The organism is Streptomyces sp. NBC_00461, assembly GCF_036013935.1.
Classification (GTDB): domain Bacteria; phylum Actinomycetota; class Actinomycetes; order Streptomycetales; family Streptomycetaceae; genus Streptomyces.
The window spans coordinates 6459222-6482415 of the sequence record NZ_CP107902.1; the positions used below are offsets into that span (position 1 = coordinate 6459222).

24 protein-coding genes are annotated in these 23194 nt (G+C 70.7%); 11 read left to right on the forward strand and 13 right to left on the reverse strand.

Features of this window, described 5'->3' with window-relative positions:
* Positions 1-52: 52 nt before the first annotated feature.
* Positions 53-721: a hypothetical protein gene (locus OG870_RS30355; protein ID WP_266521116.1), complete on the forward strand. Its 669-nt coding sequence runs from the start codon at positions 53-55 to the stop codon at positions 719-721.
* A gap of 96 nt (positions 722-817) precedes the next feature.
* Here OG870_RS30355 and OG870_RS30360 read toward each other — a convergent pair whose 3' ends face one another.
* From OG870_RS30360 to OG870_RS30370, 3 genes are read right to left on the reverse strand one after another with little or no spacing between them, the layout of a single operon-like run.
* Positions 818-1951, reverse strand: coding sequence for an Mrp/NBP35 family ATP-binding protein (locus OG870_RS30360; RefSeq protein ID WP_266521118.1), 1134 nt, complete (start codon positions 1949-1951; stop codon positions 818-820).
* 43 nt (positions 1952-1994) lie between these two features.
* Complete coding sequence (locus OG870_RS30365) at positions 1995-2588, reverse strand: DUF1003 domain-containing protein (protein ID WP_266589766.1); 594 nt, start codon at positions 2586-2588, stop codon at positions 1995-1997.
* Positions 2578-3873, reverse strand: coding sequence for a magnesium transporter MgtE N-terminal domain-containing protein (locus OG870_RS30370; RefSeq protein ID WP_266521121.1), 1296 nt, complete (start codon positions 3871-3873; stop codon positions 2578-2580). The genes OG870_RS30365 and OG870_RS30370 overlap by 11 nt, the downstream gene beginning before the upstream one ends.
* Before the next feature lie 242 nt (positions 3874-4115).
* On the opposite strand from OG870_RS30370, the gene OG870_RS30375 reads away from it, so the two are divergent.
* The gene (locus OG870_RS30375) at positions 4116-4850 is read left to right on the forward strand and encodes a hypothetical protein (RefSeq protein WP_443063469.1); all 735 of its coding nucleotides are present in this window, start codon (positions 4116-4118) and stop codon (positions 4848-4850) included.
* 14 nt (positions 4851-4864) lie between these two features.
* Here the strand turns inward: OG870_RS30375 and OG870_RS30380 are convergent, their stop codons facing one another.
* Both OG870_RS30380 and OG870_RS30385 read right to left on the reverse strand, forming a co-directional pair.
* A complete protein-coding gene (locus tag OG870_RS30380; RefSeq protein ID WP_266521124.1) occupies positions 4865-5380 on the reverse strand; it encodes a hypothetical protein in 516 nt (171 codons plus the stop codon).
* Between the two features lie 23 nt (positions 5381-5403).
* The gene (locus tag OG870_RS30385; protein WP_266521126.1) at positions 5404-6522 is read right to left on the reverse strand and encodes a magnesium and cobalt transport protein CorA; all 1119 of its coding nucleotides are present in this window, start codon (positions 6520-6522) and stop codon (positions 5404-5406) included.
* A 476-nt stretch (positions 6523-6998) separates the two neighbouring features.
* Between OG870_RS30385 and OG870_RS30390 the strand changes: the two genes are divergently transcribed.
* A complete protein-coding gene (locus OG870_RS30390) occupies positions 6999-7583 on the forward strand; it encodes a suppressor of fused domain protein (protein ID WP_266521128.1) in 585 nt (194 codons plus the stop codon).
* A gap of 43 nt (positions 7584-7626) precedes the next feature.
* On the opposite strand, the gene OG870_RS30395 is transcribed toward OG870_RS30390, so the two are convergent.
* A complete protein-coding gene (locus tag OG870_RS30395; RefSeq protein ID WP_327691709.1) occupies positions 7627-8853 on the reverse strand; it encodes an MFS transporter in 1227 nt (408 codons plus the stop codon).
* A 200-nt stretch (positions 8854-9053) separates the two neighbouring features.
* Between OG870_RS30395 and OG870_RS30400 the strand changes: the two genes are divergently transcribed.
* The 3 genes from OG870_RS30400 (at position 9054) to OG870_RS30410 (ending at position 11465) form a co-directional block, all read left to right on the forward strand.
* Positions 9054-9695: a DUF6758 family protein gene (locus OG870_RS30400; protein ID WP_266589770.1), complete on the forward strand. Its 642-nt coding sequence runs from the start codon at positions 9054-9056 to the stop codon at positions 9693-9695.
* Between the two features lie 237 nt (positions 9696-9932).
* Positions 9933-10790, forward strand: coding sequence for a PHP domain-containing protein (locus tag OG870_RS30405; RefSeq protein WP_266523692.1), 858 nt, complete (start codon positions 9933-9935; stop codon positions 10788-10790).
* A gap of 69 nt (positions 10791-10859) precedes the next feature.
* Positions 10860-11465, forward strand: coding sequence for a MarC family protein (locus OG870_RS30410; protein ID WP_266521135.1), 606 nt, complete (start codon positions 10860-10862; stop codon positions 11463-11465).
* A gap of 93 nt (positions 11466-11558) precedes the next feature.
* Here OG870_RS30410 and OG870_RS30415 read toward each other — a convergent pair whose 3' ends face one another.
* Positions 11559-11711, reverse strand: a complete 153-nt coding sequence (locus OG870_RS30415) for a hypothetical protein (RefSeq protein WP_266521137.1) — start codon at positions 11709-11711, stop codon at positions 11559-11561.
* A gap of 173 nt (positions 11712-11884) precedes the next feature.
* Here OG870_RS30415 and OG870_RS30420 point away from each other — a divergent pair, with 173 nt between their 5' ends.
* The gene (locus OG870_RS30420; RefSeq protein ID WP_266521140.1) at positions 11885-12778 is read left to right on the forward strand and encodes an NYN domain-containing protein; all 894 of its coding nucleotides are present in this window, start codon (positions 11885-11887) and stop codon (positions 12776-12778) included.
* Between the two features lie 73 nt (positions 12779-12851).
* Here OG870_RS30420 and OG870_RS30425 read toward each other — a convergent pair whose 3' ends face one another.
* Complete coding sequence (locus tag OG870_RS30425) at positions 12852-13730, reverse strand: alpha/beta fold hydrolase (protein WP_266521143.1); 879 nt, start codon at positions 13728-13730, stop codon at positions 12852-12854.
* A 222-nt stretch (positions 13731-13952) separates the two neighbouring features.
* The gene (locus OG870_RS30430; RefSeq protein WP_327691710.1) at positions 13953-16673 is read right to left on the reverse strand and encodes a DEAD/DEAH box helicase; all 2721 of its coding nucleotides are present in this window, start codon (positions 16671-16673) and stop codon (positions 13953-13955) included.
* 472 nt (positions 16674-17145) lie between these two features.
* Here OG870_RS30430 and OG870_RS30435 point away from each other — a divergent pair, with 472 nt between their 5' ends.
* Positions 17146-17883 (forward strand): ferritin-like fold-containing protein, encoded by a 738-nt coding sequence (locus tag OG870_RS30435; RefSeq protein ID WP_266521145.1) that lies wholly within the window; start codon positions 17146-17148, stop codon positions 17881-17883.
* A 213-nt stretch (positions 17884-18096) separates the two neighbouring features.
* Here the strand turns inward: OG870_RS30435 and OG870_RS30440 are convergent, their stop codons facing one another.
* From OG870_RS30440 to OG870_RS30455, 4 genes are all read right to left on the reverse strand, one after another.
* Complete coding sequence (locus tag OG870_RS30440; RefSeq protein ID WP_266523694.1) at positions 18097-18366, reverse strand: hypothetical protein; 270 nt, start codon at positions 18364-18366, stop codon at positions 18097-18099.
* A 195-nt stretch (positions 18367-18561) separates the two neighbouring features.
* On the reverse strand, positions 18562-18789 hold the full coding sequence (locus OG870_RS30445; RefSeq protein ID WP_142142321.1) for a DUF3107 domain-containing protein: 228 nt from the start codon (positions 18787-18789) through the stop codon (positions 18562-18564).
* A gap of 156 nt (positions 18790-18945) precedes the next feature.
* Entirely contained in the window at positions 18946-19590 is a 645-nt protein-coding gene (locus OG870_RS30450) for a TetR/AcrR family transcriptional regulator (RefSeq protein WP_266521147.1), read from the reverse strand.
* 215 nt (positions 19591-19805) lie between these two features.
* Complete coding sequence (locus OG870_RS30455) at positions 19806-20030, reverse strand: hypothetical protein (protein ID WP_266521149.1); 225 nt, start codon at positions 20028-20030, stop codon at positions 19806-19808.
* Between the two features lie 174 nt (positions 20031-20204).
* Between OG870_RS30455 and OG870_RS30460 the strand changes: the two genes are divergently transcribed.
* From OG870_RS30460 to OG870_RS30470, 3 genes are all read left to right on the forward strand, one after another.
* Positions 20205-21272: an alpha/beta fold hydrolase gene (locus tag OG870_RS30460; RefSeq protein ID WP_266589778.1), complete on the forward strand. Its 1068-nt coding sequence runs from the start codon at positions 20205-20207 to the stop codon at positions 21270-21272.
* Positions 21273-21526: 254 nt separating this feature from the next.
* Positions 21527-22912 (forward strand): DUF3152 domain-containing protein, encoded by a 1386-nt coding sequence (locus tag OG870_RS30465; protein WP_443063443.1) that lies wholly within the window; start codon positions 21527-21529, stop codon positions 22910-22912.
* A gap of 56 nt (positions 22913-22968) precedes the next feature.
* The gene (locus OG870_RS30470) at positions 22969-23061 is read left to right on the forward strand and encodes an Ms4533A family Cys-rich leader peptide (RefSeq protein ID WP_323178453.1); all 93 of its coding nucleotides are present in this window, start codon (positions 22969-22971) and stop codon (positions 23059-23061) included.
* Positions 23062-23194 lie beyond the last annotated feature (133 nt).

The following is a 23194-nucleotide window of genomic DNA, read 5'->3' on the forward strand; positions in this document are numbered from 1 at the left end:
GAAGGGGGGCGGGCCGCTCCGATCCGACGAGAGCGAGGAGGCGTCCGGGCACATGGAGACGACGAGTCAGGCAGTCGCGCAGGCGCCGGCCGCGGAGGGCGGACAACAGCTTCCCTCCGCCCGGCGCACGGTCGACGGCTACCTGCTGGCGCCCTTCCCGTGGTACGGCCTCGACGAGGCCTTCACGGGACCGCGCTGGCTGATGCAGGTCGGGACGGCGGCCGACGGAGCCGTCGAGCACGGTTCGATCGGACACGGCGACGAGCCCTCCGTGAAGAACGAGTACGCGGTCGGCTCCGGTGAGCCGCGGGAGAAGTTCGCGGTCGTGGTGACGGTCGCGGCGAGCCCCGTACGGCGCAGTGCCGACGGCACGGGGCTGCTGGAGGCCACATCGGTGTCCTCGGCGGCCTGGCTCGCGGGTGTGGGGCTGCTGTCCTTCACCTGGCCCGGGCAGATGGACCACTCCCTGCGGGACGACTGGCTGGAGCAGCAGACGGAGACGGCGTGGGCCCTGGCCGACGACCTGTCCGGCCCCGAGTGGTCGACGCTCTCCCTCCCCGTGGACGGGGTGCCCACGCCGTTCCACTACCGCGAGTCCGAGTTCGGCTGGGTCCTCGCGGGGTCCACGAGTGAAGGGCTCCACGTGGGGGCGTACGGAAGAGGCATGAGCGCGTACGGCCTCGGCTTCGCCATGATCAAGGACATCAGCACGTACGCCTAGCGAGGCGTGACGACTGTGGGGGCGCCGTCACACAGGACGGCGCCCCCACAGTCGTCTCCGGCCCCGGAACTGCCCCGGGCCGGCCCCGGAACTGCCCTAGAACTTGTTCTTCGGTGTGATCCCCAGCGACAGCCCCGAAAGGCCGCGCTGACGGCCCCCCAGCTTCCCCGCGATCCCGCGCAGGGCCGCGCCCGCAGGGGAGTCCGGGTCGGTGAGGACGACCGGCTTGCCGTCGTCGCCCCCCTCGCGCAGGCGGACGTCGATCGGGATGGAGCCGAGGACGGGGACCGTCGCGCCCGTCGTACGGGTCAGGCCGTCCGCCACCGACTGGCCGCCGCCCGTGCCGAACACGTCGACCATCTCGCCGCAGTGCGGGCAGGGCAGGCCGGACATGTTCTCGACGACGCCGACGATCTTCTGGTGGGTCTGCACGGCGATGGAACCCGCGCGCTCGGCCACTTCGGCGGCCGCCTGCTGAGGCGTCGTCACGACCAGGATCTCGGCGTTCGGGACCAGCTGGGCGACCGAGATGGCGATGTCGCCGGTGCCGGGCGGGAGGTCCATCAGCAGGACGTCCAGGTCGCCCCAGTACACGTCCGCGAGGAACTGCTGCAGGGCGCGGTGGAGCATCGGGCCGCGCCACACCACCGGGGCGTTGCCCGGGGTGAACATGCCGATGGAGATGACCTTCACGCCGTTCGCCGACGGCGGCATGATCATGTTCTCGACCTGGGTCGGGCGCCCGTCCGCGCCCAGCATGCGCGGCACGGAGTGGCCGTAGATGTCGGCGTCGACGACGCCCACCTTCAGGCCGTCGGCCGCCATCGCCGCCGCCAGGTTCACCGTCACCGAGGACTTGCCGACGCCGCCCTTGCCGGACGCGACCGCGTACACGCGGGTGAGCGAGCCCGGCTTGGCGAAGGGGACCTCGCGCTCGGCCGTACCGCCGCGCAGGGCGGTCGCCAGTTCCTTGCGCTGCTCGTCGCTCATGACGTCGAGCGTGACGTCGACGCGGGTGACGCCCTCGACGCGGGAGACCGCCTCGGTCACGCGCTGAGTGATCGTCTCGCGCATCGGGCAGCCGGAGACCGTCAGGTACACGGTGACCGCGACCGTCCCGTCCGCGCCGATCTCCACCGACTTCACCATCCCGAGTTCGGTGATGGGCCGGTTGATCTCGGGGTCGTTCACCGTCGCCAGTGCCTCGCGCACCGCGTCTTCGCTAGCCATAAGGACGATGGTACGGCGCCGCGGGGTGCCCCCGGGATGCCGGTCAGCGGTCTTCTACGTCACGTCGGCGCGACCGTTCTGCCGGGAATACGGCATGTTGGTGGTGACCGTCCTGACGTTCCTCCAGCTCCTTGACCAGGTCCTGCAGCTCGGAGCGGATCCAGTCGCGGGTGGCGACCTCGCCGAGGCCGATGCGCAGGGAGGCGATCTCACGGGTCAGGTACTCGGTGTCGGCGATCGACCGCTCGTTCTGCTTGCGGTCCTGTTCCAGATTGACCCTGTCCCGGTCGTCCTGCCGGTTCTGCGCGAGCAGGATCAACGGGGCCGCGTACGAGGCCTGGAGCGACAGCATCAGGGTCAGGAAGATGAACGGGTAGTTGTCGAAGCGCAGGTCACGCGGTGCGAAGATGTTCCACAGCACCCACGCGATGATGACGACCGTCATCCAGACGATGAACCGTCCGGTGCCCAGGAAGCGCGCGATGCGCTCCGAGAACCGTCCGAAGGCCTCGGGGTCCCACTCGGGCAGGATCCGGCGGCGCGCCGGCCGGGGCTGGTCCAGCCGGGCACGCGTGCGTGAGGACGCCGTCGCCCCCGCCGGGATCCGCTCGCGGCTGTTGTCGCGCTCAGGAGCCATGGGCCTTCGCCCCCTCGGCACCCTCGCCCTCGTCCAGGTGGAACTCGGTCTCCCGCCAGTCCTCGGGCAGCATGTGGTCCAGTACGTCGTCCACCGTCACCGCGCCCAGCAGCGACCCGGCCTCGTCGACGACGGGCGCCGCGACCATGTCGTACGTCGCGAAGAACCCGGCGACGACGGGCAGCTGGGCATCTGGGTCCAGATGTTGCAGGTCGTCGTCGATGATCGAGCTGACCAGGGTGTACGGCGGGTCGCGCAGGAGGCGCTGGAAGTGGACCGTGCCGAGGTACTTGCCGGTCGGTGTCTCGTCGGGCGGGCGGCAGACGTAGACCTGGGCGGCGAGGGCGGGCGACAGATCGCGGTTGCGCACGCGGGCGAGGGCATCGGCGACGGTGGCGTCGGGGCGCAGGATGATCGGCTCGGTCGTCATCAGACCGCCGGCCGTGTGCTCCTCGTACGACATCAGTCGCCGCATGTCGGCCGCGTCGGAGGGCTGCATCAGGCTCAGCAGCCGCTCCTTGTCCGCCTCGGGGAGTTCGGAGAGCAGGTCGGCGGCGTCGTCCGGGTCCATGGCCTCCAGGACGTCGGCGGCGCGCTCCTCCTTCAGCTTGCCGAGGATCTCGATCTGGTCGTCCTCGGGGAGCTCTTCGAGGACGTCGGCGAGGCGGTCGTCGTCGAGGGCGGCGGCCACCTCGGCGCGGCGCTTGGGGGAGAGGTGGTGCAGGACGTTCGCCAGGTCGGCGGGGCGCAGCTGCTCGAAGGTGGCCAGCAGGCTCTCGGCGCCCTGTCCGTGCTCCTCCAGGGAGAAGCCGGTGACGGCGGACCACTCGACGGTCAGGGTCTCGCCCTTGGCCCGGCGGAAGGTGCCGCTCTTGCCCTTTCGTACGAACACCCGGCCGATCTCCCAGTCCCGTCGGGCCGGCAGCTGCTGCACCGAGATGTCGAGGACGGTGACCTCCTCGCCGGTCTCGACGAGCGTGACGCGTCGGTCGAGGAGTTCACCGAAGACCATGCGCTCGGTGGGCCGCTGCTCGAAGCGGCGGACGTTGACCACCCCGGTGGTGATGACCTGGCCGGACTCGATGCCGGTCACCCGGGTCATGGGCACGAAGACAAGGCGCCGCGTGGAGATCTCGACGACCAGTCCGAGCACCCGGGGAGGCCGCCGCCCGACCCGCAGCATGACGACCAGATCGCGGACGCGGCCCACCTGGTCGCCGCTCGGGTCGAAGACGGGGACGCCGGCGAGGTGTGAGACGAAGATCCGGGGGGCGCCCGCTGCCATGGCTGCGCCTCCTTTTCGTACGGGTGTTCCGGGAACGTGGTGCGTGGAGTTGCTGTGCGTCTTTTCCGAATTGCCCGCTCAGGTGGGCTTCAGGCTAGCCCGTGCCGATCGGGTCCGCCCTGGTGGGGGGTCCGGACGGACTGCCTCCGTTCGGTCTGTACGACCCCGGTACGCTGCGGTAGCCGTTGGGGCCCTGTCGGCCCACGTCCCTCGACAGAAAGGCAGCCCCGCCTGTGACTGTGATGCGCCAGGGCCGGATCCGTCGGACGACGCTGGTGGGTGCGGTGTGCGCTCTGGTGGTGACGGGGACGGGGCTGCTCGCGGGGTGCAGCGAGGACGCCGACGCGGGCACGAACGGGGTCGGCAAGCTGCCGGCCGACACGATCCAGTCGAAGACCAGGGCGGCCGCCGACTCCGCCGAGGCGGTACGGCTCTCCGGAACCGTGGTCACCAACGGGCGCACGTACACACTCGACATGCGCCTGAAGTCCGGCGGCGGCAGCGGCACGGTCACCTCCAAGGGCGCGGCCTTCGGGCTGCTGCGCATCGGGGAGAAGCTGTATCTGAAGGCCGACGCGCGGTTCTGGAACCACGCGGACGGCAACAGCGAGTCAGCCACCTCGGGCACGCTCGACGGCAAGTACGTGAAGGTGCCGCAGGGCGACCCCTCGTACAAGAAGTTCAGCGGGTTCACGGACAAGGACGTCCTCCTCGACGGTCTGCTGACCCTGCACGGCGCGCTGGACACGGACGGCCACCACGAGCAGGCGGGTACCCGCACCATCCGCATCACCGGCGACAAGGGTTCCGGGGGCACGCTGGACGTCTCCCTGGAGGGCCGGCCCTACCCGCTCCGCCTGGAGCGCGCGGGCGGCGCCGGCACGCTGACCTTCTCGTCCTGGGGCAAGGACTTCGCGCTGACCGAGCCGAAGAAGAACGAGACGGTGGACTACGGCAAGCAGCTGCCGACGTCGTAGCCCGCTCGTCGGCACTACGAGCGGCGTTTGCGCTTCTTGAGCAGCAGGCGCGGCAGTCCCGCGGGCATCGGCTCGCGGGTCGTGGCCGGTGAGGGCAGGGGCGCCTCGGCCAGGCTGCCGTCGGGCAGGGGCGCCGAGGCCCCCGCCGGCTCCAGGCGCAGTACCCGGCACTCGCGGGCCCAACGGTCCGGCATGGCCTCGCCGTCCGGGGCGTTGAGGCGCTTGCCCTTGAGCTCGGCGACCGTCGCCCCCCACACCTCGGAACCCGGCGCCAGCTCCACGACCTTCGCAGGCCAGGACACCAGCCGGCCGCCCTTGTCCTTGCTGCGGACGGTCACCTCGGCCGCGGCCCCGTCGGCCAGTCCCGGCAGCGGCTGCTCGCCCGGCCCGTCGCCGATCACACACGCGGCACCCTCGTGCCACACGTGCCACAGCGCCCGGGCCGGGACGCCGGGACCCCTGACCCAGATGAGGCCGGACTTCTTGGTGGCCTCCTCGACGAGGGCCTGGTCGAGCAGTTCGCGTGTCATGCGCCCAGCCTATCCAGGCGCCCTCACAGCCAGCCGTTGCGCTTCAGGGCACGGTGGATGCCCAGGCAGAGCACCACGGTGACGCTCATGATCACCGGATAGCCGTACTTCCAGTGCAGCTCCGGCATGTACTTGAAGTTCATCCCGTACACCCCGCACACCATCGTCGGTACGGCGATGATGGCGGCCCAGGACGTGATCTTCCGCATGTCCTCGTTCTGCGCGACGGACGCCTGCGCGAGGTTGGCCTGGAGGATCGAGTTGAGCAGCTCGTCGAAGCCGATGACCTGCTCCTGCACGCGGGCGAGGTGGTCGGCGACGTCCCGGAAGTACTTCTGGATGTCGGGGTCGATCAGCCGCATCGGCCGCTCGCTCAGCAGCTGCATGGGGCGCAGCAGCGGAGAGACGGCCCGCTTGAACTCCAGCACCTCGCGCTTGAGCTGGTAGATCCGGGCCGAGTCCACACCGCGCGAGACGCCGCCCCGCCGCCCCGGCGAGAACACCTCGGTCTCGACCTCGTCGATGTCGTCCTGGACGGCGTCGGCGACCGCGACATAGCCGTCGACGACGTGGTCGGCGATCGAGTGCAGCACCGCCGAGGGGCCCTTGGCGAGCAGCTCCGGGTCGTCCTGCAGCCGGTGCCGCAGCGCACGCAGCGAGCCCTGACCGCCGTGCCGGACGGTGATGAAGAAGTCCCGTCCGGTGAAGCACATGACCTCACCGGTCTCGACGACCTCGCTGTTGGCGGTGAGCCGGTCGTGCTCGACGTAGTGGATGGTCTTGAAGACGGTGAAGAGGGAGTCGTCGTACCGCTCCAGCTTGGGCCGCTGGTGGGCCTGGACGGCGTCCTCCACGGCCAGCGGGTGCAGTCCGAACTCGCCCGCGATACCGGCGAATTCGGCCTCCGTCGGCTCGTGCAGGCCGATCCACACGAAGCCTCCGTCGCGGCGCACCAGGCGCATCGCCTCCTGCGGGGTCATCGGCTTGCCGCTGTCGACGCGGGCGCCGTCGCGGTAGACCGCGCAGTCGACGACGGCGGAAGGCGTCGCGGGGTCGCGGGTCGTGTCGTATGCGCCGGTGTCCTTGCGCAGGGAGGTGCGGGACGGACGGACGGCGGCCCGGAGGTCACGGATCATCGACATGGCTGGCTCCTTCGTGGCAGGCAACGAAAGGGCACCGACGAGGGGTGGAACTACCCGGAATGGGGACGTCCTGCGTGCGGGTGTTTGGCACGTCCACAAAGCGGGGAGCACCGCACCGTCGCGGTGGCGAGCTTCGCTGCTGATTCAGATCAGACAGATCAGGCAAAACGAAACGAAGTGCTCTTCCGCAAGAAGACGTGAGCGTGAAAGGCGGCAGTCAGCCAGAGCCGGATCAGCTGTATCAGCGGCAGGAAGAGCGAGTGGTACTGCACGGGTGACTTCGATCCATGACAGCCCCACCTCCTCCGGCCGGTCCCTCGTAAGGGACGGTTCAATCCCGCAAGGGAGTCTCAATGGCGTCGGGACTCGATCGCGACGCTTCTGCGTGCTGCCCCGAACGACCGGGCCAGAGTATCAGCCGCCCAAACTGTCAAGGCGCTGCTTTGCCCGGTACTGACGAGTTCTATGCTCACCGCATGGTTGATGTTCTCCCTCTGGTCGAGGCCCGGTTGCGCACCGCGCTGGGTGAACCGGACGCCCGCGCGGCGGTCACGTTCCTGGGCACGGACCGCATCGAGGTACTGCGTTTCCAGGAGGGCGACATCGTCCGCTACGCCACGCTCGGCATGTCCGCCCAGCCGATGAGCGATCCCACCTCGGCACTCGCCGACCCGGTCAAGGGCCCGCGCGCCGAGCTGATCCTCTCGGTGCGCGGAGGCCTCGCCGACACGGACAAGGTCCTTCGCCCGCTCGCCGTACTCGCCGCGTCCCCGCAGGTCGAGGGGGTCATCGTGGCCCCCGGCGCCTCGCTCGACGTCGGCGAACCCCTGTGGCCAGGCGCCCCGTTCAGCTCGGTGCTGGTCGCCGAGCCGGGCGGCCTGGCCGAGGACCTCGACCTCGACGAGCCCCTGGACCCCGTGCGGTTCCTGCCCCTGCTCCCCATGACGGCGAACGAGGCCGCCTGGAAGCGCGTGCACGGCGCACAGGCCCTCCAGGAGCGCTGGCTGACGAACGGGACGGACCTGAGGGACCCCTCCCGCAGGTCCGTCCCGCTGGATTGACCGCGCCGAGTGAGCAAGCTCACCAACGCGCCGCTGCCATCGGTCAGTTGGCGAAGACCGCGACGCCGTCCTCGGTCGCGTGCCTCGGCTCCAGCTCCTCGGCCTCGTGCGTGAGGGAGGTGCGTCGTACGAACACGACCACCGCGCCCAGCACCGCGGTGACGGCCGCCACCACGAACGGGATGCGGATGTTGCTCCACTCCTCGATCTTCGGCGCGAAGTACGGCGCCGCCGCGGCCGCGAACCAGCGTACGAAGTTGTAGCCCGCGCTCGCCACGGGGCGGGGTGCGTCCGAGACGCCGAGAGCCAGTTCCGTGTACACGGTGTTGTTCACGCCGATGAAGGCGCCGGAGAGGATCGTGCACACGACGGCCGTGGTGTGGCTGCCGTATCCGAGGGCGAGGACGTCGGCGCCGAGCAGCACCAGCGAGCCGCCGAGCACCTTCAGCGAGCCGAACCGCTCCTGCATCCGCGGGGCCACCAGCACCGAGAAGACGGCGAGCAGCACACCCCAGGCGAAGAACACGGCCCCCGACTTGTACGGGGTCATGTTCAGCACGAACGGCGTGAAGGCCAGCACCGTGAAGAACGTGTAGTTGTAGAAGAATGCCGAGACCGCCGCCGAGGCGAGCCCGCCGTGGCCGAGCGCCTTGACGGGGTCGAGCAGTGAGGTCTTCCCGGCCGGCTTCGGCTGCTCCTTGAGGAACGCCGTGATGCCCAGGAAGCCGACCGCCATCAGGAACGCGGTGCCGAAGAAGGGGTAGCGCCAGCTCTGGTTGCCGAGCAGTGCGCCCAGCAGCGGTCCGCACGCCATGCCGAGGCCGAGCGCGGACTCGTACAGCAGGATCGCGGCGGCGCTCCCGCCCGCGGCCGCGCCGACGATGACCGCGAGGGCCGTCGAGACGAAGAGGGCGTTGCCGAGGCCCCAGCCGGCGCGGAAGCCGACCAGCTCGCCGACCGAGTTCGAGGTGCCCGCCAGGCCCGCGAAGACCACGACGAACGCGAGGCCGAGCAGCAGGGTCTTCCTGCCGCCGATGCGGCTGGAGACGAAGCCCGTGACCAGCATCGCGACGGCGGTGATCAGGAAGTACGAGGTGAAGAGCAGGGAGACCTGGCCGGCCGTGGCGTCCAGGCCCCTGGCGATGGACGGCAGGATCGGGTCGACGAGTCCGATGCCCATGAACGCCACGACGGACGCACCGGCCGTCGCCCACACGGCCTTCGGCTGCCGCAGGATGCTGCCCGCTCCCGCGTCGAATGGGTCGTCCATGCTTCCTCCACTCCGGTTCACTTCGGTTCGCTCGGTTCACTTCGGTCAGAAAGTGGTTGGTGTATACACATAGTAAGTTAGCTGAGCTAATTAATGCAAGTGGCATCTAGTTTTGCCCGGCGAGGGTTCCGGTGAAGGGTTCCGTCCGGACGGGTGATCGTCCTTGACGTGGGGGAGCGAGGGTAGGACCGTGGGGCCCTATGAGGGGCGAACCCAGTTGCCCGAAGTGTGGTGGCCGGGTCAGGGCTCCCGGACTCTTCGCCGATTCGTGGCAGTGCGACGAGCACGGCACCGTGCATCCGGTGCAGCCTGTGGTCCCGCCCAGCGTCGAGGCCCTCAGCGTCGTGGTGCATCGCACTCAGGTTCCGGTGTGGATGCCGTGGCCCCTGCCGGTCGGCTGGCTGTTCACGGGCGTGGCCTGCGCGGGCGACGATCGCCACGGTGGTCGGGCCACCGCGGTGGCCTGCTCGGGGCCGGGGCCGCTCGGCGGTATGGGGGAGCTGATCCTGGTCGCCGAGGAGCTCGGTGTCGGGCTCGGCGCCCGGTACGCGGGTGTCGACGGTCCGGATCCGGGGCCGTATCTGAACGTCGAGAAGCCGCCCGAGGCCAAGGTGCTGGCCGGCGGCCGGCCCACTCCGCTGTGGCATGTCTCCGGCGGCCCGGACGACCGTGCGGTGTTCGCGGGTGAGGCGCTCGGTCTGTGGCTCTGGGCGGTTGTGTGGCCCGAGCAGTCGGGACTGCTGATGTACGACGAGCTGGTGCTGACGGATCTGCGGGATGCGGGGGCCGAGCTGGAGCTGGTGCCTTGCGGGGCGCTCTCGCCGCGCTTGCTTGAGCCGTAGCGCCCGGTCTCCGCGCGCTTGCCTGAGCCGTGGCGCCTGCTGGGGTGGGTGTGTGGGGTGCGTGGGCGGCTGCGGGCCGTCTGTGGCTGGTCGCGCAGTTCCCGGTGCCCCTTCGGGGAGTTGTCCACAGCGTGTTCGTAGGGGGCGCTCGGTGGGTGCGGGTGTGACAGGGGGGCTGGAAAATCCGGTTATCCTTGAGCGTTCCCTTCCGTCCCGTCATCGCCTGGAGTTCGCGTGGTGCGTATCGATCTGCACGCCCACTCCACTGCTTCCGACGGTACGGACACGCCGGCCGAGCTGGTGCGCAATGCCGCGGCGGCCGGGCTGGACGTCGTCGCCCTGACCGACCATGACACGACCCGTGGATATGCCGAGGCGATCGGCGCACTGCCCGAGGGGCTCACGCTCGTCACCGGTGCGGAGCTGTCCTGCCGTGTCGACGGTGTCTCCATGCACATGCTCGCCTACCTCTTCGATCCTGAGGAGCCGGCGTTGCTCGCCGAGCGCGAGCTGGTGCGGGACGACCGGGTGCCGCGAGCCCAGGGCATGGTCGCCAAGCTGAACGGGCTGGGCGTGCCGGTCACCTGGGAGCAGGTCGCGCGGATCGCCGGTGACGGTTCGGTCGGGCGCCCGCACGTCGCCACCGCGCTCGTCGAGCTCGGCGTCGTACCGACCGTGAGCGACGCGTTCACCGCGGACTGGCTGGCCGACCGGGGCCGGGCCTTCGTCGAGAAGCACGAGACGGACCCCTTCGAGGCGATCCGGCTGGTCAAGGCCGCGGGCGGCGTCACCGTCTTCGCGCACCCGGGCGCCAGCAAGCGCGGTCGGACGGTACCGGAGTCCGCGATCGCCGAGATGGCCGCCGCCGGGCTCGACGGCATCGAGGTCGACCACATGGACCACGACGAGGAGACGCGGGCACGACTGCGCGGGTTGGCGAAGGAACTGGGGCTGCTGACCACCGGCTCCAGCGACTACCACGGCAGCCGCAAGACGTGCGTGCTCGGCGAGTACGTCACGGATCCCGAGGTGTACGGGGAGATCACGCGGCGGGCGACGGGGGCGTTCCCGGTGCCGGGGACCGGCGGGGCCTGAGCAACGGCCCCCTCCCGCTCACGCTCACGTCTGTTCCTCACCGTCCCTCTCCCGCAAGGCCAGTAACCCATGTTCGACGTCGCCGTCTTCGGCTCCCTCTTCCTGACCCTTTTTGTCATCATGGATCCCCCCGGGATCACCCCGATCTTCCTCGCCCTGACCGCCGGACGCCCCGGCAAGGTGCAGAAGCGGATGGCCTTCCAGGCCGTTTGCGTCGCCGGCGGCGTGATCACCGTCTTCGGGCTGCTCGGGCACCAGATCCTCGACTACCTGCACGTCTCCGTGCCCGCGCTGATGATCGCGGGCGGGCTGCTGCTCCTGCTCATCGCCCTCGACCTGCTGACCGGCAAGACCGACGAGCCCAAGCAGACCAAGGACGTCAACGTGGCGCTCGTACCGCTCGGCATGCCGCTGCTGGCCGGTCCGGGCGCGATCGTCTCCGTGATCCTCGCCGTGCAGAAGGCCGACAGTGTGGCCACGCAGGTGTCGGTGTGGTGCGCGATCCTCGCCATCCATGTCGTGCTGTGGGTGGTGATGCGGTACTCACTGCTGATCATCCGGGTCATCAAGGAGGGCGGCGTGGTCCTGGTGACGCGGCTCGCGGGCATGATGCTCTCCGCCATCGCCGTGCAGCAGATCATCAACGGCGTCATGCAGGTGATCAAGGGCGCGTGAGCTCGCCCCGTCCTTCGCCCGCCATGCGCAGAGCCCCCGTACGGCGTCGATGCCGTACGGGGGCTCTGAAGTTTCTGCGGTGATCCGCGTCTGTTATACGGCCGAACTCTCGGCCGGCCGGATCCAGAGCCGCTGCCCGATGGCGGCAGCCTGCTGAACGATCCGGTTGACGGAGGCGGCGTCCACGACAGTGCTGTCCACGGTCGTGCCGTTGACCTCGTCGAGTCGCATGATTTCGAAGCGCATGGCCTCTCCCTTCGTCTCGCTGTGTTCGTAGTAGTCAACGGGCTGCGTGTTACAAACATTCCCTACGCTAAAGAAATTTTTCGAACGGCTAACTACTCGGCGGTAAGCCATCGCAGGGGAGACCGACCGGGACCAGTTGTGTTCGCAGCGTGACCGCCGGGACAATGGAGGCGATGAACGACGACCACGTGGCTCTCAGTGCCCGCATCGACCGCACGAACGAGCTGCTGCAGCGCATGCTCGCCGAGGTGGCGAAGACACCCTCGACGCATGCGATCTTCGTCGACGCGGGATACCTGTACGCGGCCGCGGGCCGGCTGGTGGCGGGCACGGAGGACCGTCGCGCCTTCGACCTGGACGCGGAGGGCCTGATCGAGGCACTCATCGACAAGGCCCGCACGATCTTCGCGGACAGCCGGCTGCTCCGCGTCTACTGGTACGACGGCGCGAGACGCCGTATCCACACCGCCGAGCAGCAGTCGATCGCCGAGCTCCCGGACGTGAAGGTCCGGCTGGGCAATCTCAACGCCAACAACCAGCAGAAGGGCGTCGATTCGCTGATCAGGTCGGATCTGGAGTCACTGGCCAGACACCGCGCGATCAGCGACGCGGCCCTGCTTGGCGGCGACGAGGACCTGGTGTCCGCGGTCGAGGCGGCGCAGGGGTACGGGGCGCGCGTCCACCTGTGGGGCATCGAAGCCCCCGAGGGACGCAACCAGGCGGAGCCCCTGCTCTGGGAGGTCGACAGCCAGCGCACCCTCGACCTCGACTTCTTCAAGCCGTACGTCTCCCGGCGCACCGCGGCCGCCTACGAGTCCACCACGGCGCGGCCCACCCGCGAGGGCGTCCGATTCGTCGGCGCGCAGATCGCGGCGAAGTGGCTGGCCGCGCGGGGCCGCGACTCCCTGGTGGAACTGCTGCCCGGGCACCCCTACCTGCCGGGCTCGGTGGACCAGGACCTGCTGGTGGAGGCGGAGGGCCTGCTGCAGTACTCACTGCGCGGCCAGGCGGATCTGCGGCGCGCGCTGCGGGACGGATTCTGGGAGCACCTGCAGACGCAGTACTAGCCGGGACTGGACAGCACCGGTGTCCTGCGCCTGAAATCCGTCGGTGGGTGTTCCCCCGTTGCGGTGCAGGACCCTAGCGGGACTGAGACCGGTCCCAGAAGTCCGCGAAAGCGCGGGCCGTGTCGAGCGGGTTGTCCGTGTTCGGTGAGTGTTCGGCGCCCTGCACGACGGTGCGGTGCGCGCGCAGCCGCAGCGCCATGTCGTCGAGCAGAGGCACCGCCCAGGTGTCGTCGCGGGAACCCGACAGGACGTGGAACGGCAGTGCCACGGCGGCCAGATCCGCAACCCGGTCCGGTTCGACGCACAACTGGAGGCCTGTGGCGATGAGTTGGGCGGGCTTGTTGCCGAGCCAGCGGCGGCGCAGGTCGTCCTGGTCGTCGAGCCCCGCGTCCAGGTCGCCGGTGTCGGTCTCCTCGGGCGGCTCCATGGCCTGGATCGCTTCCCACACCTCGGCCATGCTCATCACGGCGAGCGCGTCCCGGAGCAGCTTGACGCGCTGCTGCTGGGAGACGGAGATCTGGGCGGGGCCGGAGGCCATCAGCGTGAGCGACAGGAAGGGAGCGCGGTCCAGCAGGACCGCGGCCCGCGCGATCTGGCCGCCGAGGGAGTGGCCGACGAGGTGCACGGGGGTGCCGAGGGCGGCAGCCTGGGCGAGCGCGTCCTGCGCCAACTCGGCCTGGGCGTAAGCCGATTCGTCGTCCCGGGGCCCGTCGGACTCGTACTGCCCCCGCCCGTCCACCGCGACGGTCCGGTAACCGCGCGCCGAAAGTGTCTCCTGCAGTGGGTTGAAGTCCTCCTTGCTGCCGGTGAACCCGGGCAGCAACAGCGCGGTTCCCTTGGGCACGACTCCGTCCGCCACGGGCGAGTCGACGACGGCGAACTCTCCGCGCGCGGTACGCAGCGAGTACGCGCGGGCGCCGGGGGGCGGGGTGAAGCTCGGGGGCCTGCTCATGAGGTGAGGTTATCGGGCGACGGTGACGGGGAGGGGGACGGGCTGGGACATCCGGGGTGGCTTGCGACTGTCGCGGAGGGGGGCGAGGCGGTCTGTCCGGGCGGTGTCGCGGGGCCACGGCTGCCCCACGGTGAGGCCGGCAGGGGCAGGCATGAAGGCAGGTGCCGGAACGCCGACGGCCCGGTCCACACGAGGTGGACCGGGCCGTCGGTGAGGGAGGGATCAGCTCTCCGCGGACTCCGCTGCGGCCGTGGCCTTGCGCGTACGGCGCGTCCTGGGCTTGGCCTCGGCCGCGTCCGCGGTGGCCTCGGCGGATGCCGTGGCCTTGCGGGCGCGGGTGCGGGGCTTGGCCTCGGGCTCCTCGGCGGCCTGCGCCGGGATCGCGGCGACGGCGGCCTTGCGGGTGCGGCGCGGCTTGGCCTCGGTGGCCTCGGCCGTGTCGACCGCGGGGGCCGCTGCCGCCTTGCGCGTCCGGGTACGGGGCTTGGCTTCCGTGGCCTCGGCCGTGTCGACCGGGGTCTCGGTGGCGGCGGTCGTCTTGCGGGTCCGGGTGCGCGGCTTGGCCTGCGTGCCCTCGGCCGTGTCGACCGCGGCCTCCGCCGCAGCCGTCGCCTTGCGCGTACGGCGCGGCTTCGCCTCGGTGGCCTCCGGCGCCACAGCGACGTCGGCGGACTCGACGACCTTGCGCGTACGCCGACGGGGAGCTGCCGCCTCGGTGGTTTCCGAGGCGGCCTCAGCCGTCTTGCGGGTCCGGGTGCGCGGCTTGGTCTCCGTGCCCTCGGCCGTGTCGACCGCGGCCTCCGCCGCAGCCGTCGCCTTGCGGGTCCGGGTACGCGGCTTGGCCACCGGCTCCTCGGCGGCCTGCGCCGGGATCTCGGCGACGGCGGCCGCCTTGCGCGTCCGGGTGCGGGGCTTCGCCTCGACCGCTTCGGCGGTGTCGACGGTGGCCTCGGCGGCAGCCGTCGTCTTGCGCGTCCGGGTACGGGGCTTGGCTTCCGTGGCCTCGGCCGTGTCGACCGGGGTCTCGGTGGCGGCGGCCGTCTTGCGGGTCCGGGTGCGCGGCTTGGCCTGCGTGGCCTCGGCCGTGTCGACCGCGGTCTCCGCCGCTGCCGTCGCCTTGCGGGTCCGGCGGCGCGGTGTGGTCTCGGCCGGCTCCGGGGCGGACTCGGTGGTGGCCTCGGCCGTGTCGACCGCGGCCTCCGCAGCGGTCGTCGCCTTGCGGGTGCGGCGGCGCGGCCTGGCGGCGGGAGCCTCGGGCTCGGGGGCCGCCACGGCTGCCGGAGCCTCCGCGACCGACGGCGTCTCCTGAGCAACCGTCTCCGCTGCCGTCGTCTCCGCGGACTTGCGGGTGCGGCGGCGACGCGACGGCACCGGGGCCTCGGGGGCTGCGTCCAGGGCGGGGCCCTCCGCCGTCGTGACGGCGGCTTCCGCTGCCTCGGGCGCCGTGGCCGCGGCCGTCACCGGCTCCGACCCCGAACCGCCACGGGTGCGGCGACGACGACGCAGGGTGCGGGGGCCGGAGGCCTCCTCGGGCGACGAGACCTCCGTGGAGACCTCGGCGGAGATGTTCGGAGTGGCCGTCGCGTCCACCGTCGACCCGCCGCGCGTACGGCGGCGACGACGCGGCGTACGGTCCGGGCGCTCGCGCTCGCGCTCGGCGGGGCGGGACTCGCCCCGGCCGCCACGCTCGTCACGTCCACCGCGCTCGTCACGTCCACCGCGACCGCGGCCACCGCGTGCGCCGCGGCCGCCGGTCTCGCCCAGGTCCTCCAGCTCCTCCGCGTCGAGCCCCGCGCGGGTGCGCTCGGCACGCGGCAGGACACCCTTGGTGCCCGCGGGGATGCTCAGCTCCTCGTAGAGGTGCGGGGAGGTGGAGTACGTCTCCGGCGGGTCGTTGAAGCCCAGGTCCAGCGCCTTGTTGATGAGCTGCCAGCGCGGGATGTCGTCCCAGTCGACGAGCGTGATCGCGATGCCCTTCGCACCCGCGCGGCCGGTACGGCCGATGCGGTGCAGGTACGTCTTCTCGTCTTCCGGCGACTGGTAGTTGATGACGTGCGTCACGCCCTCGACGTCGATGCCGCGGGCGGCGACGTCGGTGCAGACGAGGACGTCCACCTTGCCGTTGCGGAAGGCGCGCAGCGCCTGCTCGCGGGCGCCCTGGCCGAGGTCGCCGTGGACCGCGCCGGCCGCGAAGCCGCGCTGCTTGAGCTGGTCGGCGAGGTCGGCCGCGGTGCGCTTGGTACGGCAGAAGACCATGGCCAGGCCCCGGCCGTCGGCCTGCAGTATGCGGGCGACCAGCTCGGGCTTGTCCATGTTGTGCGCGCGGTAGATGTGCTGCGTGGTGTTCGCGACCGTCGCGCCCTCGTCGTCCGGCGAGGTGGCGCGGATGTGCGTGGGCTGTGACATGTAGCGGCGCGCGAGTCCGATGACCGCGCCCGGCATGGTCGCCGAGAACAGCATCGTCTGGCGGCGGGGCGGCAGCATGTTGATGATCTTCTCGACGTCGGGCAGGAAGCCCAGGTCGAGCATCTCGTCGGCCTCGTCGAGGACAAGTGCCTTGATGTGCTTGAGGTTGAGCTTCTTCTGGCCCGCGAGGTCCAGAAGGCGGCCCGGGGTGCCCACGATCACGTCGACGCCCCGCTTCAGGGCCTCGACCTGGGGCTCGTAGGCCCGGCCGCCGTAGATGGCGAGAACGCGTACGTTGCGCACCTTGCCCGCGGTCAGCAGGTCGTTGGTGACCTGCGTGCACAGCTCACGGGTGGGGACGACGACGAGCGCCTGCGGGGCGTCGGTCAGGTCGTCGGGCTTCGCGCGCCCCGCCTCCACGTCCGCGGGGACGGTGACGCGCTCAAGGAGCGGGAGACCGAAGCCCAGCGTCTTGCCGGTGCCGGTCTTGGCCTGGCCGATGACGTCCGTGCCCGAGAGGGCGACGGGGAGGGTCATCTCCTGGATGGGGAAGGGGGTGATGATGCCGACGGCTTCGAGGGCCTCGGCGGTCTCGGGAAGGATGCCGAGATCTCTGAACGTGGTAGTCAGGGTGCTGCCTCTTCTGTGTGCGCGGTGCGAGGCGAGCGCGGGGGTCTTTGACGGACCGTGCCGGGGGACGTCGGCTGCCTTACGGGCTTGCCGTAACGCACGGGACCACTGCCGACGCTCTAGCGCTCGTACCGCTGAGGGATGTCCCTCCGAACGCCGTACGCAATGTGCCGTACGGACAAGGAGGGCTGTCGGGTCGGAGCCGATCGGGCCACCGACCGGGCATCCTCATACGTGCGGCCCGTCGAGTAGTCGGCAGGCGCATTACCACCATACCCCGGAATCTCGCACATGCGGTGGCCGATTTGGTCACGTAGCCGTCATCACACTGATTGACCAGGGACTTCCGCGGCCCGGCAAGCGGACTATTGTGCGCTTCATGACGACGCCTGACAACACCTCTGACGCACCCGCCGAGCACACCGGAGTGGCCGCCCAGGACTGGGACCGGTCGTCCGCGGACCCCCAGTACCGCGCCGCGGTCGTCGACCTGCTCGGCGCGCTCGCGTACGGCGAGCTCGCCGCGTTCGAGCGGCTCGCGGAGGACGCCAAGCTGGCGCCGACGCTGGCGGACAAGGCGGAGCTGGCGAAGATGGCGTCGGCCGAGTTCCATCACTTCGAGAGGCTGCGGGACCGGCTCACGGAGATCGGCGAGGAGCCGACGCGCGCGATGGACCCGTTCGTCGCCGCGCTGGACGGCTTCCACAAGCAGACGGCGCCTTCGGACTGGCTGGAAGGGCTGGTCAAGGCGTACGTCGGCGACTCGATCGCCAGTGACTTCTACCGGGAGGTCGCGGCCCGGCTCGACTCGGACTCGCGTGAGCTGGTGCTGGCCGTTCTGGACGACACCGGGCACGCCGGCTTCGCCGTGGAGAAGGTGCGGGCCGCCATCGACGCCGATCCGCGCGTGGGCGGCCGGCTGGCGCTGTGGGCGAGGCGGCTGATGGGCGAGGCCCTTTCGCAGTCCCAGCGGGTGGTCGCGGACCGGGACGCGCTGTCGACGATGCTGGTCGGGGGTGTGGCCGACGGGTTCGATCTCGCCGAGGTCGGGCGGATGTTCTCGCGGATCACCGAGGCGCACACGAAGCGGATGGCCGCGCTGGGCCTGGCCGCGTAGCACCCCCGCGCGTGGCCCGGTCGTATGCGCGGCTGCGGCGGGGTGAGGACTGCGGCGGTGCGAGTGAGGGCTGACGCGGAGGCTGAGGGCTGAGGCGGGGTGGGGGCTGTGGCGGGATGGGGCCGGCGCAGCCCACGCCGCAGCCACAGATCGGTACAGCCCCGCGCCCTTACGGACGCTGCCCGCGCCGTCGCTCGAACCGGCGCCGTATGCCTACGCCGGGGCCGAGCGGCGGCGGAGTCTTCCCGCCGGGCGCAGCAGCAGTGACAGGGAGGCGGTCGAGACGATCGCCGCGCCGATCAGGACGAGCAGCGCGAAACCGGGGTCGAAGGCGCTCTCGGTGACGAAGGCGCCGAAGAGGGCTCCGGTGACACCCGTCGCCAGCACGAGCGAACGGGCGGGCAGGCGGTGGGAGAGACGGCGGTCCGCGCCCCACGCCAGCACGAGGCCGAGCAGGGCGGAGCCGAGCGCTTCGAACAACATCATGAGGGTCCCTCCCACGGCCACACTGCGCGTCACGGTGAGTATCACGTTCGTAGCCCGTCATACCCGTGACCTGCGGAATGCAATCCTCCCCTGTGTGCGAGTTGTGCTCCAGACGTGGAGAAAAAAATCTTGCGGAAAACGGGAAGGGGTCCGGCAGCCATCGGCTGCCGGACCCCTTCCCATGATGTGTGCCTACAGCGCTCCGAAGCCCACCTTGCGCGGGGCCGGCTCGCCGAGCTCGACGTAGGCGAGGCGCTCGGCCGGGACGAGGACCTTGCGGCCGTGCTCGTCCACGAGGGTCAGCAGCTGCGACTTCCCGGCAAGTGCCTCGGCCACGATCCGCTCGACCTCCTCGGCACTCTGACCGCTCTCCAGAACGATCTCGCGGGGCGCGTGCTGCACGCCGATCTTGACCTCCACGGCTAAGTCCCTCCGACGGTCAGTGAAGTGCGCGACCTTTACGCGCCGTACCCAGCACACATTAGCCCGGTGAGGGGACGAACACGCTCCGCCCCGGAACGCCAAGAGCGAACAGGCGACGGGAACAAATGCCCGCCGGAGAGGAGTGCCGCGCCGTCAGTGGTGCTGTTCGATGCCGTGCAGCGGGAAGCCCGCGATACCGCGCCAGGCCAGCGAAGTCAGCAACTGCACCGCCTGGTCGCGCGGCACGCTGCGGTCGCTGTGCAGCCACGAACGCGCCACCACCTGGGCGAGACCGCCGAGACCGGAGGCCAGCAGCATCGACTCCGCGCGCGACAGGCCGGTGTCCTCGGCGATGACCTCGCAGATCGCCTCCGCGCACTCGGTCGTGACCTTGTCGACGCGCTCGCGCACGGCGGGCTCGTTCGTCAGGTCCGACTCGAAGACCAGGCGGAAGGCGCCGCCGTCGTCCTCGACGTACGCGAAATAGGCGTCCATCGTCGCCCGTACGCGCTGCTTGTTGTCGGTCGTCGACGCGAGCGCTTCGCGTACCGCCCCGATCAGCGACTCGCAGTGCTGGTCCAGCAGGGCGAGATAGAGGTCGAGCTTGCCCGGGAAGTGCTGGTAGAGCACCGGCTTGCTGACGCCGGCACGCTCGGCGATGTCGTCCATGGCGGCCGCGTGGTAGCCCTGCGCCACGAAGACTTCCTGGGCGGCGCCCAGCAACTGGTTCCGTCGGGCACGGCGCGGCAGGCGCGTGCCTCGCGGGCGTGCTGCCTCTGTCTGCTCGATGGCTGTCACGCCGCCTCCCAAAATCGTCCACATGCGGTGTGCGCCGCGCCGCCATCGTACTTTTCGGTAACCCTGGTGTGCGCGGTGCGAGCGCAGAATTTCACGGACCGGACGGTGACGAAAGCCGCGCAGAGAGTTTCAAACCGGACTGAAACGGGCATCAGGCAGCGCCGTTCCAGCTCAGTGGCACCCTCCGGCGCCTCCGTGTCCCTCGTCATCCCTCGTCAGCGGTAATCGTCCTCGTCGATGGAGACGACGCGGCGCTGCTCGATGATGTCGGCCTCGTTCGCCTTGGCCGGGTCCACGTCCTCGAGAGGGTCGTCGCGGTCCGGCGTCAGGCCCGCGAGCTGCTCCGCGGCGTCGTTCTCCGGGGCCTCGACGTCGATCTCCTGGGCTTCCTGCGCGTCCTCGACCTCGAACGTCTCGGGATCGGTGGGGTCTATGGCCATGGTTGGGCTCCCTTCCTACGAATGTCCCTGAAAGAAGCAGGGGCCACAGCGGGTGCCCTCAATACGAGCCTAGGAGACACGGCATCCGGACGCTATGCGGTGTGAACGCGATCTGTGACGGCGAACACAGCCGAACACACGAGCCACTACGTGATCGTCTCGTAACATTGCCGCATGTCTTCGACCGAGCTGCCGTCCGTGCCGGCGACCAATGTGCTCCCGAAGGTGGCGCCCGTCAGGGTCGCGGAGGGCGAGCGGCTCAGGTCGGTCGGACTGCCGGGGATCACGCTGACGGTGCGGTCGAGACCACCGACACGCGAGGGGCTGCCGCCCGCGTTGTACGTCCACGGGCTCGGCGGTTCCTCGCAGAACTGGTCGGCGCTGATGGAGCAGCTGGAGGGGGTCGTCGACGGCGAGGCCGTCGACCTCCCCGGATTCGGCGACTCCCCGCCGCCGGACGACGGCGACTACTCGGTCACCGGGCACGCGCGCGCGGTCATCCGCTTCCTCGACGGGTCCGGCCGCGGGCCGGTGCACCTCTTCGGCAACTCACTCGGTGGCGCCGTCACCACCCGCGTCGCGGCACTGCGCCCCGACCTGGTGCGGACGCTCACGCTCGTGTCGCCGGCGCTGCCGGAGATCCTCGTCCAGCGGACGGCGGTGCCGACGGCGCTGCTGGCGCTGCCCGGAGTCACCGGCCTGTTCACCCGGCTCACCAGGGAGTGGACCGCGGAGCAGCGCGTTAACGGGGTGACGGCGCTGTGCTACGGCGACCCCGGACGGGTATCGCCGGAAGGTTTCAGCAACGCCGTGGAGGAGATGGAACGGCGCCTTCAACTGCCGTACTTCTGGGACGCGATGACGCGTTCCGCGCGCGGGATCGTGAACGCGTACACGCTGGGCGGCCAGCACGGGCTGTGGCGCCAGGCCGAGCGCGTCCTCGCCCCGACCCTGCTCGTGTACGGCGGCCGCGACCAACTCGTCGGGTACCGCATGGCGCGGCGGGCGGCTCGCGCCTTCCGCGACTCCCGCCTGCTCACCCTGCCGGAGGCGGGGCACGTGGCGATGATGGAGTACCCGGAGACGGTGGCCCGCGCCTTCCACGAACTCCTCCGCGATGCGGGCGAGTTGGCAGCGGGTCTTCCACCAGGGAAGCCGGCCGTCAACGGCTCGGCCTCCGCCGACGGCGGTGATGCGGTCGTCGGCGACGGCGAGACCGCTGCCGAGAGCTCGGGGAGCTGAGGGCCGACGTGGGACGCCACAGCCGCCGCGGAGGCCCGACCTCCGCGAAGGACGCCGGGGACACGGGCGACGGGCGGGAATCCGGGGACTCCGGCGGCTCCGGGGGGCCCGGAACCGCTGCGGGTACCGGCAGGGCCGGGGCTTCCGCCGGTTCTGCGGGATACCCGGCTCCTGCGGGGCCTGAGGGAGTTGGAGCTTCCACGGGGCCCTGGGGCGCCAGGGGGCGTCGCGGCGCTCGGGGCTCGGAGGGGCCGGTGCCGCAGGGGCAGGGCCAAGGGCCGGGGCAGGGACCGCAGGGCGGTGCCGGTGGGCGCAGGGTGCCCGGGCCGCCGTCCGGGCAGCAGCCTTCGACGTACGGGACGCCGGGCAGGGCGGAAGGCACGCCTGCCCGTGGGGTTCCGCGGCCGGCGGACGGTACGCCGGCACATGGGGTGCCGCGGTTTGCGGACGGTACGCCCGCGCGTGGGGTGCCGCTTCTTCCTGACGGCACGCCCGCGCGTGGTGTTCCCCGGCTCGCCGACGGCACCCCTGCCCGCGGCACGCCCCAAGTCCGTGGTGGTCACCCCGAGCAGCGTGAAGGCGGCGGCGGATGGGGTGAGCTGAGAGGGTCCGGCGTCCCCATACCGCGGCAGCGGCAGGCGCCGCCCGGCGGGCCGCGGCAGGACTACCTCGACGCCTTCGGCGAGGACGACGACGTCTTCGCGCCTCGCAACGCCGTCTCCGCACACGCCTCGGACCCGTACGCCTCCGTCACCGACTGGGATCCGCGCACCGGCGTCGGAGTCCCCTCCGAGACCGACGACGACGCGCCGCCGGCCGGTGTGCCGACCGGTGTGCCGGCGCAGGCCAAGGGCGGCAAAGGGCGGACGTTCACCGGAATCGCGGCCGCCGCCGTCACCACCGTGCTGGCCGTGATCGTCGCCGGGCAGGTCACGGACGGGCGCGACGACGACGCCGTAGGAACGCGGTCCGCCACCGACCAGGCGCGGGACGCCCGGGGCTCGGACGCGCGGCCGTCCTCGTCGCCGAGCGTGGCGACGCTGACCTATGCGCAGGCGATGGGGGAGAAGTACCCGCTCGGCGCGACGCTCAAGGGGCCGGGGAAGTTCGACGCGGTCCCCGGGTTCGACAAGGCGCCAGGCACGGGACAGAAGTACACCTACCGCGTGGACGTGGAGCAGGGGCTCGGGCTCGACGGCGCACTCTTTGCCCAGGCCGTACAGAAGACGCTGAACGACGACCGGAGCTGGGCGCACCACGGCGCCCGGACCTTTGAACGCATCCACACCGGCAAGCCCGACTTCGTGATCACACTCGCCAGCCCGGGAACGACGGCGGAATGGTGCGCCAAGTCCGGCCTCGACACCACCGAGGACAACGTCTCGTGCGACTCGGCCTCCACCGAGCGCGTGATGATCAACGCGTACAGGTGGGCACAGGGATCCCAGACCTACGGTGATCAAATTCACGCCTACCGGCAGATGTTGATCAATCACGAGGTCGGTCACCGGCTCGGCCACGGCCACGTCTCCTGCAGCAAGAACGGCCAGCTCGCGCCGGTCATGCAGCAGCAGACCAAGTTCCTCGACCACGACGGGATCCACTGTCTGCCCAATCCCTGGCCGTACCCGGCGAGTTGACAGGCGCCTCATATGTCACGTTGACATGCGCAGAAAGTTCATACATATTTCTGGGCATGTCGACCCCCCATGCCTTCGCGCGCGCCGCCTTCGAGCTGGCGCTCATCGGCGTGACCCCGCTGTGCGTGGCCGACATCCACTGTCGCTGACGTCCGCCTTCAGGCGTTCGCGTCGCGATCTTTCTTCCCTTCGTGAGCCAGTCACTGTGATTCGGTCGCAGTGACTCGGTCACGAATTTCGACGACCTGACGCCCGGGCAGAGGTCTGTTCACTTTCGTCTCA

Coding starts and splice junctions, on each gene's coding strand:
- OG870_RS30355 (WP_266521116.1), top strand. CDS start 53: ATGGAGACGACGAGTCAGGCAGTCGCGCAGGCGCCGGCCGCGGAGGGC.
- OG870_RS30360 (WP_266521118.1), bottom strand. CDS start 1,951: ATGGCTAGCGAAGACGCGGTGCGCGAGGCACTGGCGACGGTGAACGAC.
- OG870_RS30365 (WP_266589766.1), bottom strand. CDS start 2,588: ATGGCTCCTGAGCGCGACAACAGCCGCGAGCGGATCCCGGCGGGGGCG.
- OG870_RS30370 (WP_266521121.1), bottom strand. CDS start 3,873: ATGGCAGCGGGCGCCCCCCGGATCTTCGTCTCACACCTCGCCGGCGTC.
- OG870_RS30375 (WP_443063469.1), top strand. CDS start 4,116: ATGCGCCAGGGCCGGATCCGTCGGACGACGCTGGTGGGTGCGGTGTGC.
- OG870_RS30380 (WP_266521124.1), bottom strand. CDS start 5,380: ATGACACGCGAACTGCTCGACCAGGCCCTCGTCGAGGAGGCCACCAAG.
- OG870_RS30385 (WP_266521126.1), bottom strand. CDS start 6,522: ATGTCGATGATCCGTGACCTCCGGGCCGCCGTCCGTCCGTCCCGCACC.
- OG870_RS30390 (WP_266521128.1), top strand. CDS start 6,999: ATGGTTGATGTTCTCCCTCTGGTCGAGGCCCGGTTGCGCACCGCGCTG.
- OG870_RS30395 (WP_327691709.1), bottom strand. CDS start 8,853: ATGGACGACCCATTCGACGCGGGAGCGGGCAGCATCCTGCGGCAGCCG.
- OG870_RS30400 (WP_266589770.1), top strand. CDS start 9,054: ATGAGGGGCGAACCCAGTTGCCCGAAGTGTGGTGGCCGGGTCAGGGCT.
- OG870_RS30410 (WP_266521135.1), top strand. CDS start 10,860: ATGTTCGACGTCGCCGTCTTCGGCTCCCTCTTCCTGACCCTTTTTGTC.
- OG870_RS30415 (WP_266521137.1), bottom strand. CDS start 11,711: ATGCGCTTCGAAATCATGCGACTCGACGAGGTCAACGGCACGACCGTG.
- OG870_RS30420 (WP_266521140.1), top strand. CDS start 11,885: ATGAACGACGACCACGTGGCTCTCAGTGCCCGCATCGACCGCACGAAC.
- OG870_RS30425 (WP_266521143.1), bottom strand. CDS start 13,730: ATGAGCAGGCCCCCGAGCTTCACCCCGCCCCCCGGCGCCCGCGCGTAC.
- OG870_RS30430 (WP_327691710.1), bottom strand. CDS start 16,673: ATGACCCTCCCCGTCGCCCTCTCGGGCACGGACGTCATCGGCCAGGCC.
- OG870_RS30435 (WP_266521145.1), top strand. CDS start 17,146: ATGACGACGCCTGACAACACCTCTGACGCACCCGCCGAGCACACCGGA.
- OG870_RS30440 (WP_266523694.1), bottom strand. CDS start 18,366: ATGTTGTTCGAAGCGCTCGGCTCCGCCCTGCTCGGCCTCGTGCTGGCG.
- OG870_RS30455 (WP_266521149.1), bottom strand. CDS start 20,030: ATGGCCATAGACCCCACCGATCCCGAGACGTTCGAGGTCGAGGACGCG.
- OG870_RS30460 (WP_266589778.1), top strand. CDS start 20,205: ATGTCTTCGACCGAGCTGCCGTCCGTGCCGGCGACCAATGTGCTCCCG.
- OG870_RS30470 (WP_323178453.1), top strand. CDS start 22,969: ATGTCGACCCCCCATGCCTTCGCGCGCGCCGCCTTCGAGCTGGCGCTC.